This window comes from Pseudoalteromonas sp. MTN2-4 (assembly GCF_042848605.1).
In the GTDB taxonomy this organism is placed as follows: Bacteria; Pseudomonadota; Gammaproteobacteria; order Enterobacterales; family Alteromonadaceae; genus Pseudoalteromonas.
Window position 1 is genome coordinate 440,431 of the sequence record NZ_BTGK01000002.1, and the last position, 14,329, is coordinate 454,759.

General features: G+C 40.8%; 14 protein-coding genes and 2 pseudogenes. 10 read left to right on the forward strand and 6 right to left on the reverse strand.

Going from position 1 to position 14,329, the window contains the following annotated elements:
• Positions 1-2: 2 nt before the first annotated feature.
• Together ACGHEH_RS06960 and ACGHEH_RS06965 are read right to left on the reverse strand one after the other, a co-directional pair.
• The gene (locus ACGHEH_RS06960; protein ID WP_130255050.1) at positions 3-2,504 is read right to left on the reverse strand and encodes an ABC transporter permease; all 2,502 of its coding nucleotides are present in this window, start codon (positions 2,502-2,504) and stop codon (positions 3-5) included.
• On the reverse strand, positions 2,494-3,207 hold the full coding sequence (locus tag ACGHEH_RS06965) for an ABC transporter ATP-binding protein (protein ID WP_130255049.1): 714 nt from the start codon (positions 3,205-3,207) through the stop codon (positions 2,494-2,496). Before ACGHEH_RS06965 ends, ACGHEH_RS06960 begins: the two co-directional genes overlap by 11 nt.
• On the opposite strand from ACGHEH_RS06965, the gene ACGHEH_RS06970 reads away from it, so the two are divergent.
• From ACGHEH_RS06970 to ACGHEH_RS07005, 8 genes and pseudogenes are all read left to right on the forward strand, one after another.
• Positions 3,206-3,826, forward strand: a complete 621-nt coding sequence (locus ACGHEH_RS06970; protein ID WP_390443291.1) for an arylesterase — start codon at positions 3,206-3,208, stop codon at positions 3,824-3,826. The two genes, ACGHEH_RS06965 and ACGHEH_RS06970, sit on opposite strands and share 2 nt — an antisense overlap.
• Before the next feature lie 459 nt (positions 3,827-4,285).
• Positions 4,286-4,774, forward strand: coding sequence for a cytochrome-c peroxidase (locus ACGHEH_RS06975; RefSeq protein ID WP_390444163.1), 489 nt, complete (start codon positions 4,286-4,288; stop codon positions 4,772-4,774).
• A gap of 65 nt (positions 4,775-4,839) precedes the next feature.
• On the forward strand, positions 4,840-5,082 hold the full coding sequence (locus ACGHEH_RS06980; RefSeq protein WP_390443294.1) for a hypothetical protein: 243 nt from the start codon (positions 4,840-4,842) through the stop codon (positions 5,080-5,082).
• Positions 5,083-5,223: 141 nt separating this feature from the next.
• A complete protein-coding gene (locus tag ACGHEH_RS06985) occupies positions 5,224-5,481 on the forward strand; it encodes a DAHL domain-containing protein (protein ID WP_390444166.1) in 258 nt (85 codons plus the stop codon).
• 26 nt (positions 5,482-5,507) lie between these two features.
• Positions 5,508-5,783 (forward strand): annotated as a pseudogene (locus ACGHEH_RS06990) (DAHL domain-containing protein); the annotation flags it as partial.
• 372 nt (positions 5,784-6,155) lie between these two features.
• Entirely contained in the window at positions 6,156-6,404 is a 249-nt protein-coding gene (locus ACGHEH_RS06995; protein ID WP_390444169.1) for a PAS domain S-box protein, read from the forward strand.
• A gap of 82 nt (positions 6,405-6,486) precedes the next feature.
• Positions 6,487-6,873, forward strand: a pseudogene (locus ACGHEH_RS07000) (PAS domain S-box protein); the annotation flags it as partial.
• Positions 6,874-6,891: 18 nt separating this feature from the next.
• Positions 6,892-8,286, forward strand: coding sequence for a putative bifunctional diguanylate cyclase/phosphodiesterase (locus tag ACGHEH_RS07005; RefSeq protein WP_390444172.1), 1,395 nt, complete (start codon positions 6,892-6,894; stop codon positions 8,284-8,286).
• A gap of 22 nt (positions 8,287-8,308) precedes the next feature.
• On the opposite strand, the gene ACGHEH_RS07010 is transcribed toward ACGHEH_RS07005, so the two are convergent.
• Complete coding sequence (locus ACGHEH_RS07010) at positions 8,309-8,734, reverse strand: DUF3293 domain-containing protein (protein WP_390443297.1); 426 nt, start codon at positions 8,732-8,734, stop codon at positions 8,309-8,311.
• A 209-nt stretch (positions 8,735-8,943) separates the two neighbouring features.
• Between ACGHEH_RS07010 and ACGHEH_RS07015 the strand changes: the two genes are divergently transcribed.
• Together ACGHEH_RS07015 and ACGHEH_RS07020 are read left to right on the forward strand one after the other, a co-directional pair.
• The gene (locus ACGHEH_RS07015) at positions 8,944-9,654 is read left to right on the forward strand and encodes a hypothetical protein (protein WP_390443300.1); all 711 of its coding nucleotides are present in this window, start codon (positions 8,944-8,946) and stop codon (positions 9,652-9,654) included.
• Positions 9,655-9,789: 135 nt separating this feature from the next.
• Positions 9,790-10,116, forward strand: coding sequence for a hypothetical protein (locus ACGHEH_RS07020; protein ID WP_390443302.1), 327 nt, complete (start codon positions 9,790-9,792; stop codon positions 10,114-10,116).
• Positions 10,117-10,148: 32 nt separating this feature from the next.
• On the opposite strand, the gene ACGHEH_RS07025 is transcribed toward ACGHEH_RS07020, so the two are convergent.
• The 3 genes from ACGHEH_RS07025 to ACGHEH_RS07035 all read right to left on the reverse strand — a co-directional run bounded on the left by ACGHEH_RS07025 (position 10,149) and on the right by ACGHEH_RS07035 (position 14,232).
• The gene (locus ACGHEH_RS07025) at positions 10,149-11,597 is read right to left on the reverse strand and encodes a phosphomannomutase (protein WP_390443305.1); all 1,449 of its coding nucleotides are present in this window, start codon (positions 11,595-11,597) and stop codon (positions 10,149-10,151) included.
• 45 nt (positions 11,598-11,642) lie between these two features.
• Positions 11,643-13,061: a mannose-1-phosphate guanylyltransferase/mannose-6-phosphate isomerase gene (locus tag ACGHEH_RS07030; protein ID WP_390443307.1), complete on the reverse strand. Its 1,419-nt coding sequence runs from the start codon at positions 13,059-13,061 to the stop codon at positions 11,643-11,645.
• 379 nt (positions 13,062-13,440) lie between these two features.
• Positions 13,441-14,232: a hypothetical protein gene (locus ACGHEH_RS07035; RefSeq protein WP_390443310.1), complete on the reverse strand. Its 792-nt coding sequence runs from the start codon at positions 14,230-14,232 to the stop codon at positions 13,441-13,443.
• Positions 14,233-14,329: the final 97 nt, after the last annotated feature.

Consider the following 14,329-nt stretch of genomic DNA (forward strand, 5'->3'; position numbering starts at 1 on the left):
TACTAAGCCAATGAACGTAGCAGTTTTTGGGTATTCTGGCGCATGGTTTTTGCTACCATAAAATAACCAATGAATGCCACAAAGCTCGCACCTGCTAACGGCCCTAAAATCCAAATATAAGGGTGTAAACGGCCATCAACACCAAATAGCTGTTGCTGAATAACTAACAGAGCAATATCACTCACCAGTGCAGCAACCACGCCAGCTATCGCACCAAGCAATAAAAACTCATACAGTGTCGCAAGTTTAATTAAACTGCCTTTAGCCCCTAGAGTTCTTAATATCACCACTTCTTGCATACGCTCAGCAAGACTTGCTTGTACTTGAGAGATAAGCACAAGCGCACCACTAAACAATACAATCATAAGCACAAAGCCAATCGCTAATGACACTTGAGATATCATCGATTGTGCCTGTTGAATACGGTTTTTGATATCAATCATGCTGATTGTTGGGTACTGCTGTAACAGCTTGCTAATACCTTTGGTATGTTGCGCTTCAAGCTTCGCAGCACTGAAGTAAGTAACCGGTATTTTACCTGCAAAATTAGGACTTAAGATCATCACAAAGTTTGGCTTGAGCGTGCCCCAATCTACGGTTCTGAAACTGGTCACCGTTGCTGTGAATTTTTGTTCATTAATTAAAAACTCAATTTCATCACCCAGTTTTAAATCAAGGCGCTCTTTCCAGCCATCGAACACAGAGACCTCTAAACGCTCTGAGTCGCCAAACCACTCACCCTCTACGATTTCATTACCTTCAGGCACTTCGTCTAACCACGTTAAGTTAGGCTCACGATTTACCCCTTGACGGGCATTATCGTCTTGCTCTTCACCTTCTTGCTTAGATACACGACGGGCAAACTCTTCACCATTCACCGCGTTCACACGCGCATTAAATACCGGGAAAAATGCTTCATGCGTGATTTGGTTCTCGTCGAAGTATTGCTTAATCGGCGAGATTTCATCTTCAGCAATGTTGATTAAGAACATATTTGGCGCATCTTCTGGCACCTGCATTTGCCAATCTGAGATCATGTCGTTTTTCAGTACCACTAAAAACAGCATCAACTTGATAGCAAGTGCAAAGGTGATCAACTGCACCGCATTGGTGTTTGCTCGTTTTTGCAGTGTTGCAATTGCAAGCGACCAGCTTGAACCTGGGCGAAGACCGAGTTTACGACCTGCTGCGAAGATTAGGCGAGAAATAACAAACAGCACGCCAATCACCAGTAAGGTAGATGCAAACAGCACAAGTGTTGTGATGATTTGCCCGCTAAACAGCCACATTAAGACGAAAATCGTCAAAATCGACACACCGATATGCACTTTACTCAACGCAAGGCTATCGCCTAAATTACGGCGTAAAACACGCAGTGGCGGAATATCGAATAAGTCTAATAACGGCTTTAACGAGAACATCAGAGCACATACAAGACCTATAAATACCGCTAATAACCAAGGCTTAGCCCCTGCTTCTGGCAATGTGGTGTCCATAAAATTGGCCAGATAATCTGCAGCAACACTTTGCAGCACAGAGCCAATAATTAGACCTATCACAATTGAAAATAACGTCACCAAAGTTAAATGAGTAAGAAAGATTTTGCGTACTGTTGCGCGGCTACCACCTAAGGTTTTCATCATCGCTACCGGGTCGTATTGGCGCTCACAATAACGCTTGGCTGAAACCGCCATAGCCACTGCTGCTAGCATTATCCCAAATAAACCAGCCAATAATAAGAAACGCTCAGCACGGGCTAAATTCTCGCCAAGTGGCGATTGCCTATCTTTGATCCCCTGCCAACTTTGATTCGGTTTTAGTTGTGGTTTTAACCAGGCATAGTAATCAGTTAAAGCTTGCTCAGAGCCCGAAAATAATAAACGGTGGAATACACGGCTGCCCGGCTGTACAGCTTGCGTTCTTTCAATATCAACATAGTTCAGCAAGACTCGTTTGTTACCCGCCAGAGAAAACAAAGGTGCATCAGGTTCACTCATGAGCACTTTAGCCACGGTAAACACTCCCGCACCAAGCTCAACGGTATCACCCACTTTTAATCCCATGCTGTAAAACAGGCCTTCACTTAACCATAAAGTGCCTGGCTCTGGCGCGCCGCGAATTGGGTAGCTTTGCCCCTCGAGGTTATCTTTTAACTCAACTTGGCCTTTTAACGGATAGGCACTAGATACCGCTTTTACAGAGCCTAGCACCAGCTCATCGTTGGCAAACAACATGGAATCGAAAAACAACATCTGTGCTGTTTCTAAGCCAAATTCCTCTGCGGTTTTTTGTACGATTGGTTCAAACTCATGATTGCTTGAAAGACGGCGATCAGCGGCAATAAAATCTGCGGTTTTTTGCTCTATGTTTAACCCGATACGCTCCGTCACCGATGCCAAACTAAACACTGTCAGCACTGCAAGCGCAATCGCCGCAAAAATAATGCTCAGTTCACCGCGTCGAAATTCTCGAGAGAATAACTTAAACGCTAATTTAACCCACATTCGCAGTCACTCCCTCTCGAATTTGCTCCAACATACCGCCCTCGATATGAATGATACGATCACATTGATGAGCCAATTGCTCATCATGCGTGACAAGAATAAGCGTTGTGCCATTTTGTTTATTTAAATCGAACAAAAGATTTTCAATAATATGACCGTTCTTAGTATCTAAATTGGCCGATGGTTCATCTGCAAACAGAATTTTTGGCGTGCCAATGAAGGCTCTTGCTATGGCGACACGCTGTTGCTCACCACCGGACAACTGCGATGGATAATGGCCTAGCCGGTGCTCTAACCCTACTTTTTTAAGTAATTCAACGGCTTGATCTTTAGCACTATGATCGCCTGCAAGCTCAGCGGGTAACATAACATTCTCAAGCGCTGTTAGGCTCTGAACTAACATAAAAGATTGAAATACAAAGCCAACTTTTTCAGCCCGAATTCTCGCTCTTTGCTCTTCGTCTAGTTTACTCAACGCTTCTCCGTCTAGATGCACATCACCGCTACTGGCAACATCTAGACCGGCCAACAAACTGAGTAAAGTAGACTTACCTGAACCCGACGCGCCGACAATCGCAACTGACTCACCGGGCTTGACAGCAAAATTGATATCACTAAGGATAGTAAGCTCACCTTCAAGGGTGTTTACGCGTTTGCTAAGTCCCTCGACATTTATAATATTCAACTGAGAAAGTACCGACATGTTACGAGAATTCCTTAAGTTAGCTGTATTTCTTGCATTTTTACTTATTTCTTCTACGAGTTTTGCAAAAGGCAAGATCATGATCATTGGAGATAGCTTAAGCGCTGGCTACGGGCTTGAACAAGAGCAAGCATGGGTTTATTTGTTACAAAATAAATATAAACAAGAACAAAGCGATATCGAAATCATCAACACCGCCATTAGCGGCCAAACAACCGACAATGCGATTTTAAAAATTGATGCGTGGTTACAGGCCCACAAGCCGACCCATGTGTTAGTTGAACTAGGCGGGAACGATGGTATTCGCGGCTTTCCAGTGAAAATTCTTCGTAAAAACCTCACCACCCTCGTTGAAAAAAGCCAAGCGGCGGGTGCCAAAGTCGCGGTGATGGCCATTCAAATTCCGCCAAACCTTGGTCCAAGATATACCAAGATGTTTTCAGACACTTATAAAAAGGTCACTGACGCAACAGACAGCTATCTAATGCCGTATTTTATGGTTGAAATAGCAACAGATAAGTTATTGATGATGCAAGATAACCTTCACCCGAACGCCGAAGCACAGCCGATTATTCGTGATTTTATGTATCGTGAATTCAATACTTGGCTTGGTAAGTAGTCAAATATAACCAACCCTCTTAAGCGATCAATTTTAAGGGTTGGTATATTAGCTGTTGCACAATGAAATAGCATATATTTAGCCTCCTATTTCCTGCTCAGTGCAACAGCTTAAAAATTCACATTCAGAACCACTCACTATGAAAATACTTGAAATTAATACTAAACCATTAATTTAATCCAATTTCAGCGCTGTACCTCATCATTTTTCATTTTTATTAACCCACATCAAAAACCCGCTGCCCAACCAGTGCTAATTTTCACTTAGATTATTATGAGAAATAGCTCGTTATGACTTTAACTCGGTCGTTTGTAGTTTTAATGTCTGTTTTATTTTTTAACCTGTCATTTGCCAAAGAGCCAATTACACCCATTATGACGCCTTCCCATTTAAATAAAGAAAAAATAGCTTTGGATAAAGCCCTGTTTTTTTGACGAACGCCTCTCTAGAAATAATGAAATTAGCTGTGCAAGCTGCCACCAGCTTGCAACTAATGGCGCTGATAACAAGGCGTTGTCTGATGGCGTAGATGGCCAGAAAACCGCAGCTAAAACGCCTACTGTGTACAATGCAGTCTTTAATATTCGACAGACTTTAGGTGGCGCGCGAATTGATTTATTTGATCAAGTCGATGCACCAATTACGAATCCGAAGGAGCATGGCACCACTTGGGCTAAAGTCATCGCAAAGCTGTCGGCAGATAAAGCGATCGCGGCAAAGTTCAAGCGAATTTATCACTCCCCCATTAGTCAACAAAACATTCAACATGCCATTGCTGAGTTTGAACAATCTTTAGTGACGACTAATTCACCTTTTGATCGTTGGTTACAAGGCGATCAGAACGCCATTGATAGTAAAAAGAAGCAAGGTTATCAACTTTTTAAGCGCTATGGCTGCGTTAGCTGCCACCAAGATAGAAATGTCGGTGGCAACATGTTTCAAAAATAGGCCATTTTGGCGATTACTTTCAAGACCGTGGCGGAGAAATCACAGAAACCGATTTAGGTCGCTATATGGTGACAAAGAATCCTTATGATAAACATGTTTTTAAAGTGCCTAGCCTCAGATTAAACAGTTTACAAACACACTTTTTCCACGATGGCAGTCAAAATGATCTCAGTGATGCCATTCGAGTAATGGCTAAGTATCAATTGGGCCGTGCTATTCCTGGGCAAGATATTCAATCAATTCGTGCTTTTTTAACTAGCCTAGTCGGTCAGCATCCGGAATTAACGAGTCCTTATGAAGCAGAGTAATTTTTTAAGTAAGATAATTAACTCAGCCATATTTTTTATGCTGATTTGGGTCGCTTATGCACTAATCAGTAGTGCGTAGGATGACAATAAAGCGCATCAAAACAGGGTTCAGTTTTTATTCTCAAGTAATGCCGTTGATGCATAGCTCATCAGTTTGCGTTAAAAATCATTGCCGCAGATATGCCGGAATATAATGAACTTGTCACGCTGACACAAAAACTGGATAGCCTTCAGTCTCTTGTTAACTCTCAGCACTCGCCTTTTGCAGCGACAACATCAGACTTGCAGCAAAAAATATCTCATTACTTTGCACTCATTGATGACAAAATGCTGCAACTAGAGCGCATAAAAACGGCTGCCTCTTTGATGCGCAACACCTTACTTTACTTACCTCAGTAGAGTTACAACTCCAAGGCAGCAAAGACGCAGTAATTGCCCAGCAGTTATATAGCGACGTGTTGTCGTATAACTTTTATGCTGATGAAGTAAAGCTGGCCGAAATACAAGGCAAACTAGAAGTTATTGGCGATAGAGAGCAAAGCCCATTAATTAAAAACTTAAAACAACACTTACAGGTTCAGTTAGTACAACAACACAATTTAAAAAACCTGTACAACGCCTTTGTCGCAACCCCCAGTAAACCGGCTTTTAACACGCTCAATAGTAGCTACAATCAGTATCACTTAGAGAAACTTCAAAGCAGCAAAGAAAATCGTCAACTGACTTTAATACTCAGTGCTGCACTGTTGCTCGCTCTGATCATTATTTACAGGCGTTTAAACCATGCTCGATTTAGTGCCTTTCGATCTGGCAAGTTACTCAAAGAGGCGCTCACGTCCATTGAAGAAGGGTTTGCGCTGTTTGATAAAAATAACCAGTTGGTGCCTTCTAACACCAGTTGGTTTAATCATCATGAAATAGACCCAGATAATGCCCCAAAAACACTTGAGCAATGGCAAACATTACAAAGCAACCAACTGATCAATCAAATTGAATCGCATAATCAAACTCTACATTACAGATTAGCTGGCAAATGGATCAGAACCACATTAAACCAAGCGCATGATGGTGCGATGGCGTGTGTCAGTGTCGATGTCACCTCATTTAAACACGCTGAAGCGACCTTAAAAAAGTGGGGTCATGCCATAGAGCAAAGCCCAGTATCTATCGTTATTACCGATACCCGTGGCAAAATTGAATATGTGAACCCGAAATTTGAGCGCATTACGGGTTATCAATTAGAAGAGGTTCAAGGCAAAACCCCAAGGTTCTTAAGATCACAAGTAACCACCACTGACTACAGAGCGCTTTGGCTAGAATAAAAGAAAAAGGGCAATGGCGCGGTGAATTCCATAACCAGAAAAAAATGGTGAACACTATTGGGAGCAAGCACGGATCTCAGCGATAAGAGACCAACAAGGCGAAGTCAAACACTTTATTGCTGTGAAAGAAGACGTCACCGAGCAAAAGCGCGCCCATGCCAAATTAAAAACCGCAGCCGCTGTGTTTAATGCCACTCAAGAAGGGATAATGACCGCCAATAGCGAGCTAGAGATCACTGCCATTAACCCAGCTTTTACACGCATCACGGGTTACAGTGCAGCCGATGTATTAGGCAAAAAACCGTCAATACTCAGCTCAGGTAAACACGATAAAACTTTTTACGAGAAAATGTGGCAAACCCTCAACGAGCAAGATCAATGAGCCTCAGAGGTTTGGAATAGGCGAAAAGATGGGTCGTTGTATCCAGAGTGGCTTTCGATCAGCGCAGTGCGTGATGAATACGGTCATATTCAACAATACGTGGCGGTGATTTCTGATATTACTGAGCGCAAAACACAAGAAGAAAAAGTCCAGTACCAAGCCTACTACGATGCCTTAACAGCCCTGCCTAATCGTAGCTTACTGCTAGAGCGTATTTCACAGAGTTTGCTGTATAGCGAACGCTATAAACAACTGAGCGCGCTATTATTTATTGATTTAGACCGCTTCAAACGTATCAACGATACCATTGGCCATGAAGCAGGTGATGCACTATTAATTGAGGTGTCAGCACGATTAACTCAAATCGTACGTAAAAGCGATACAGTGTCACGATTTGGTGGCGACGAGTTTGTGATATTACTCAATAACATCGCATCGATAGAACACTGTACGGCCATTGCTCAGAAGATTATCAATGAGCTTTCTAAACCTTTTATGATCCATAGCTTTGAAATTTTCTCAGGAGCTAGCATAGGGATCACTTTGTTGCCTGAAGACGCTGACAATGCCAAAGAATTACTCAGACTGGCTGATTTAGCCATGTACAAAGCCAAAGAAAACGGCCGTAATCAGTTCCACTTTTTCGCTAAAAGCATACAACAGCAAGTTAATCGTCGTGTTGAATTAGAACACAAACTCCGTAATGCCATTAAGAATCAAGAGTTAAGCCTTTTTTTTCAACCAATTGTCGACACCCAAAGTGCATCTTTATATGGTGTTAAAGCGCTGATGCGCTGGCAACTCAGTGATGGTAGCTTTATTTCACCGGCAGAATTTATTCCCGTAGCTCAAGAAAGCGGGCTCATCAGTGAAATGGGCGAATGGCTCATAAAGCAAGCTTGCTCAGATATTCAATCACTGAATTTAAATTGCAACTGCCAGTCTATGCTGTCGGTTAATGTCTCTAGTCAACAATATCGCTTAGGGTTTAATGCAGAAATACTCTCAACGATTCTCAAAGATACGCAATTTAATGCCAACTCATTAAATTTAGAAATAACCGAAAGTATCTTACTGGATAACGACCAAGCTGTGATGAATTGGCTTCAGGATTTAAGAGCCACAGGGGCGCAGCTTGCTATTGACGACTTTGGTACAGGTTATTCATCGCTTAGCTATCTTCGCCGCTTCCCGATAAACACCATTAAAATCGACCGCAGTTTCATTTCAGATCTGACTGCCAGTGAAGACTCCGCAGTACTGGTTAAAGCGATTGTCTCAATGGCTGACAGTTTAAACCTTAAAGTCATTGCTGAAGGTGTCGAAAACAAGGTGCAATTGAAGAACCTTAACGACTTAGGCGGGCAATACGTAAAGGATTACTTTTACGCTAAGCCGCTGCCGATAGAAGCGCTACAAACTTGGGTAAATGAACATATTTGTCGTTTTTGCTGCAAGAAAAGTAAGTTGATAGATAGCCAATGTGATTTTATGATTTAGCCCTGCTTATATTTGAGTTAATTTATTTTGTAAGCCAGCGCTTTTTTAGGCGTTTGCTTACCAAGCACATAGGCTTAGTTTGCTTCGAGCAATGCAAACTTACTCGTCCTCGAGCACTGACATAATAAAATGCTAGTTGCTTAAAATGGGCTGATAAATGCTGTGCTTGCTGCAATGAGTAGGGTATAAATATGCTCAACTCACGATAGCTCATATCCTCATTACCGCCCCACAATCTTTTGTAAGCAATGCCTTGCGCTCGAAGATAACGCATCGCCGCTCTTTCGAGCCGTTTATTATGCGCCAAAGTTAAATTCTGCCCATGAGGGTTCCATACGCTGATAATCGCGCCAGCTCTATGACTTGTTACTGTCTGATAAGGCATAACTCGACAAGTACTTTGGAAGTAACTGTGCTGATAAATTTGCCAGAGTGTTTCTTCTATCATGCAGTCTCCTTAAATGAGTTAACTTGAGTCCTAGTTAACTATTCAGTTTAGCTAACTGACTAATATAGTGAGGAAAAAAGCTAACTTTTCGTTAAATTGAAAAACACGCTTTACACGAAAACTTACAATTCATTACAAATCAGACACTTGCAAATTGGTCACTTTATTGCTTTAACTATAATAACAAAAAAGCACATGTAGGAATCAAGATGCTAAAAACCCTTTTACCTTTAAGCGCAGCAATTTTATTAAGTGGTTGTATTATTCATGTTAAAAATGGCCCAGGCAGCGCACCTAAGTATTTTGATAATCAACAACTCACTCTAAGTGCCGTAGACCTAAAACTATTAGAAACAGAAGCAGGCGCTGGTAATTTATCAATTGTTGGTAGCGACAGCGCCACTGACATTACCGTAGATGCAGAGATTTTTGCTTACAGCGCTGATGACTTCACACTCACACTAGAAGACAAAGGCAGCAGAGCCGAGCTGGTTGCAAGAGCAAGTAATTCAAATAATTGGCAAGTAAATAGTCCTGGACCTAAAATCAACCTAACAATTACAGTTCCAAGTAACTTGGGTCTGATCATTGACGACGGCTCTGGCAGTATTGATATCAAACAAGTGAATGGTGACATTGAAATCGACGATGGTTCTGGCAGCATTGAAATCTCAGGTGGTAAACACATTGAGATTGAAGATGGCTCAGGCAGCATTACCGTAAACAACACTCAGGGTGACCTAAAAGTTGATGATGGCAGCGGCGATATTTATGCTAATGAAGTGTTAGGCACAGTCACCATTGACGACGGCTCAGGCAGTATCAGTGTAAATGGTGCTGGTGCTCTAGTCATTGAAGACTCAGGTTCAGGCGGTTTGCAAATCAAGAACATCAAGGGCAAAGTTGAGATTGACGAGTAATCTTAAAACTTAACACTAACCCTCTTAATTAAGTAAGCTGTTTTGAGGGGTGGTATGAATAGTCTAGCCATCAGTCACATTGACTGATGGCGTAATAACAAACAATTAAATATATTAGCGATACAAGGAGCAAGCATGGAAGTTATGATTGAAGTACGTCAAAAGTCAGTGTCAATAAAACAAATCATAATGGTGGTTGTATCTATTATTTGTATGGCATTAACCGCTTACATTACGTCATTGTTTATGGCTGACTTTGATAGATTTAACCTACAAGCAAATGAAAAGCTCGCATTTGTGATCGGCTGCACCCTTGCACTACCATTAGCAAGTTTAATTATCTCGCAATTATTAATTGAATATCGTGGCCTAAAAAATGCGATTAAAGCTGTATTTTATTCTTCGATACTGGTTTTAGCAGCTCAAACCCCAATTGTATTTCAACTTATCAGTAAGGTTTAGCACTTTTTATAGACAGTGTAGCAAAGTGAATGTCACTTCGTTGTTGCTGCCTGTTCAGTCAAATAGCTCAATTTGTTTTTTAAGCAATACAATAATGTTTCGGCTCTTTTTCCAGAGTCAGACTCAACATAACAGCGCATTTCAGGTGCATTACCTGAACAACGAAAATGCATTATGTCTTTGTTACTCAGAATCAATCGAGTACCGTCAGTATTATCGAGCTCAATGACACGATATTTAATATCCAATTCGGCAAGTAAACGTTCTGTATCGCTTTGTAGCGCCTTTAAGAAAGCAAGCCCAACATAAGAAGGCACATGTTCTACTTTGCCACTGGCAGTATAGCGTTTTGGTAAACCCGGCATCATTTTAGATATTGGCTGCTTAGCTAATTGAGCTAAAACAACTAAAATAGGTAATAAGGCATCTCGGGTTGGCAGCGCAGATAATAACTTACCGTCTTCATCAATATCGCTTGCAAGTAAATACCCGCCGTTTGCTTCAAATCCAGCGACTTTTTTGTGCTGTTTTTGTAATTGTACAAATGCCTCAATAACAAACGGAGAGCCTATTTTTGTTCTCGCCACTTGCTGAAAACAACCACTCAACTCAATCGCTGAAGTGCAATTAATGGGCACGCTTAGAGCTTCTATTTTTAAAAATTGACTAACAATTAAACCGAGTACATCGCCTCTAAGCCAATTACCACATTCATCCGCCACAAGAGGTCTGTCGCCATCACCATCAGTAGAAATAATGACATCTAGATTGAGTTCATTAGCCCAAATTTTGGCTGTTTGCTGATCTTCTTTACTTACCGCTTCGGTGTCGATTGGCACAAAGGTGTCGCTTCTGCCAAGCTCAACAACGATTGCACCCACTTGCTGGAGTAGTCTGAGGTATAGATCTCGACCTGCACTTGAATGGGTATAAACGCCTATTCGCTTATCTGTTAAATTCAGCTCAGAAAAGTAATTTAAATAACGATTGATATAGGTATTTGTCGCTGACTCACACTCAATTAACTCTGGAACACTCAGTTCATCAGGAAGCTCGATGTATTGACTTAAAATACCTTGCTCATCAAACTTGCTGATCTCGCCTTCTGGGTAATAAAACTTCAAACCATTTCGATCAAACGGAATATGACTGCCTGTTACCATGATACAAGCCTCTCCTCTCTGCATTGCGGCATAGGCTAAGGCAGGTGTAGGTAAGACACCATGAAACTTATAATCCAGACCCAATGCTATTAGACCCATAGCAACACCTTGGGCCATCTCGTAGCTACTAGGGCGATTATCAATACCAATGGCGACACACAGGTTGTCATCGCTTAATTTATCGCAACGTTTACCATGTTCAATAAAAGCCATTGCGAACGCAACACAGATATTTTGCGAAAAATTTTCGACTAAACCACGCGCCCCACTGGTACCAAACTTAATGGAAGTATTTTGAATTAGCTTTGAGACATTCACTTTTTATGGTGCCTATTAATAATTTTTCTATTGAGAAATAGCGCCTTATTCACGCCCATAATCATCTTCAAAACGAACAATATCACTCTCATCTAAATAGCTACCCGACTGAACCTCTATCAGCTCTAAAGCAGTTTGACCTGGGTTTTCAAGGCTATGAACAGCTGTAATAGGTATATATACAGACTGGTTTTCGGTCACATACTGAACTTTGTTATCTACAGTCACTTTGGCTGTGCCACTTACCACAACCCAATGCTCTGCCCTATGGTGATGCATTTGCATTGATAAACGTGCACCTGGATTTACTGTGATCCGCTTCACTAAAAAACGCTCGCCTTCATCAATGGCATCAAATTTTCCCCAAGGACGGAAGACTTCACGGTGTTGATGAATTTCAGCACGAGATTTTTGTTCTAGCTGAGCAACCACTTGTTTTATCGCTTGAGTATTATTCTTATCTGCAATTAACACTGCATCTTTGGTTTGTACTACCACCACGCCTTTTACACCAACCGTGGCTAATAGTTTATTTTCACTCAGTAACAGGCTGCCTTGCGTGTCGATTGCGATCACATCACCAGCAATTGCATTTTGCTCATCATCTTTATCAAGTAACTGCCAAAGCGCATCGAAACTGCCTACATCGCTCCATGTAGCTGCCATGGGGATCATCACCACAGCATCATTTTGTTGTGCTGTTAAAGGCTCCATGATCGCATAATCTATTGAATCACTTGGGCAAGCTAGAAAGGCTGAGGCATCTACACGCGTAAAATCTAAATCATCTTGTTGCATTTGCATGGCGTTAAAACAAGCTTCAAATATGTCATTGTTAAAACGCTTTAGCATGTCTAAATATACTTGAGCTTTAAACATGAAAATACCGCTATTCCATACAAACTGCCCTGATTCAACATACTCCTTTGCGGTTACTTCATCGGGCTTTTCAGCAAATTGGTTAACTGTAAAGCCCCTTTCCAAAGGCTTGCCTTTATGGATATAACCATAGCCAGTATGCGCAGAGGTAGGTTCGATACCAAAGGTGACTAACTTACCCTCTCCCGCACTCTCTGTAGCCTGTGTTATCGCATTTAAAAACAGTTCAACATCGCCAATATCATGATCGGCAGGCATCACTAACAAAGTTGCATCGGGATTCGTCTCTAATGCTTTAAATGCTGCCAATGCAATCGCGGGCGCTGTATTGCGGCCCTCAGGCTCTAGGATAATAGGAAAGTGTGGCATCTCACTTAATCGAACTTGCTCTGCGGTTAAAAATCTATGTGCTTCGTTACAAATAATAATCGCGGGGTCATGTTCGAGGCCTTTTAATCTCAGCAAAGTTTGTTGTAACAAAGACTGCTCGCCTGTCAAAGAGAGAAATTGCTTTGGGTAGTGAGTACGAGACAGGGGCCATAAGCGGGTACCTGAGCCACCAGCTATAACAACGGGAACTAACATACTTGATTAGCTCTAATTATAATTAATCATGCTATTTTATGAGCCTTTTCCTAAAATCGCAAAGTCTCAATAAATTTTACAATTTAAAAAACATGCTCAACAAGAAATTAAAATGATTTTTATCACCACTTATTATATCCAATCACTGCACCTATCCCTTCCATCACTTTAAATAATTACAAAAACAATTAATTTATTTTTTAAATAAAAATAAGCAAATGAAAATTCAAAATAAAATAGAAAAATAAAAAACCACAAACAAAGAATATATAATTAAATTAAAAGTTAACAATAAAAAACTTTAATTAAAAATATGAAATATTTAAATTGGCCCATCTTTTTAAATAATTAAGCAATGGGCCAGATTTTTTAGTAAAAGTTACTTATATTCGACTTCATCATAAAGCAACTCAATCGCATCTTTATTAGTTAAATCATATACTTTTCTTGCAACAGTTTTACCTGCCGAGTTCTGACACTCTATAGACTGCATTAATACTGGTTTAGGGTTTACAAGATTGTTCACAATCTTGTTGCTTAAGAATACATTTGAATTAAACTTATCAGCTCCTACCTCACCGTTAAATAAACCCAAAGCAGGGCTATATTGCGATGTTGTTTGACAGAAAGAGTCTGTTGTTTGGTTTTCCACGCGAAGTGAACTACTCACTTTATATTCACTATGATAACCAAAAGAACGACTAGGCTGGATATACTCACTGCTCTCAGTTAGTTCAACGGTAACATCCCAGTGAATTTTAGGGGCGCTAGGAATTTTTACGTGTATTTTATACTCATCACCTGCATCATCATCACAAGTAACTACTAATTTTTTATTAACTGATACGTACTCATCAGGTATAGTCGAATAAGCTTGGTGAATACGGCCATGTTGATCAACCGTTCTTATATTCGCTGAAGCTATAAACTCCCCTGTATTTTCAGTTTTAACTTCAGCAGAGTAACATGCATTTGCAGTTGCGCTAGGGTGTAGATACACATCCATATAATGCGCATAGTCGCTTGCAATAACTGATGCTGACACAGGACCTTGAGCATACTCTGTATAACGATCATAACCATCAATATCGAATATATTTTGCGAGTTTGCAAAACTATATGTACTTGTCACCAACGAAAAAGCCACAACAGCAAAATTACGTATTTTCATTTATAGTTCCTTATAAAATAATAGAAAATTAGTATCAACTAAACAGAATCAAGTTGATAACCGCCACTCTAAGCCTGCATGACAGCGCTGTCAATTT

Coding starts and splice junctions, on each gene's coding strand:
- ACGHEH_RS07030 (WP_390443307.1), bottom strand. CDS start 13,061: ATGTTAGTTCCCGTTGTTATAGCTGGTGGCTCAGGTACCCGCTTATGG.
- ACGHEH_RS07010 (WP_390443297.1), bottom strand. CDS start 8,734: ATGATAGAAGAAACACTCTGGCAAATTTATCAGCACAGTTACTTCCAA.
- ACGHEH_RS07020 (WP_390443302.1), top strand. CDS start 9,790: ATGGAAGTTATGATTGAAGTACGTCAAAAGTCAGTGTCAATAAAACAA.
- ACGHEH_RS07015 (WP_390443300.1), top strand. CDS start 8,944: ATGCTAAAAACCCTTTTACCTTTAAGCGCAGCAATTTTATTAAGTGGT.
- ACGHEH_RS06960 (WP_130255050.1), bottom strand. CDS start 2,504: ATGTGGGTTAAATTAGCGTTTAAGTTATTCTCTCGAGAATTTCGACGC.
- ACGHEH_RS06995 (WP_390444169.1), top strand. CDS start 6,156: ATGGCGTGTGTCAGTGTCGATGTCACCTCATTTAAACACGCTGAAGCG.
- ACGHEH_RS06980 (WP_390443294.1), top strand. CDS start 4,840: ATGGTGACAAAGAATCCTTATGATAAACATGTTTTTAAAGTGCCTAGC.
- ACGHEH_RS06965 (WP_130255049.1), bottom strand. CDS start 3,207: ATGTCGGTACTTTCTCAGTTGAATATTATAAATGTCGAGGGACTTAGC.
- ACGHEH_RS07035 (WP_390443310.1), bottom strand. CDS start 14,232: ATGAAAATACGTAATTTTGCTGTTGTGGCTTTTTCGTTGGTGACAAGT.
- ACGHEH_RS06970 (WP_390443291.1), top strand. CDS start 3,206: ATGTTACGAGAATTCCTTAAGTTAGCTGTATTTCTTGCATTTTTACTT.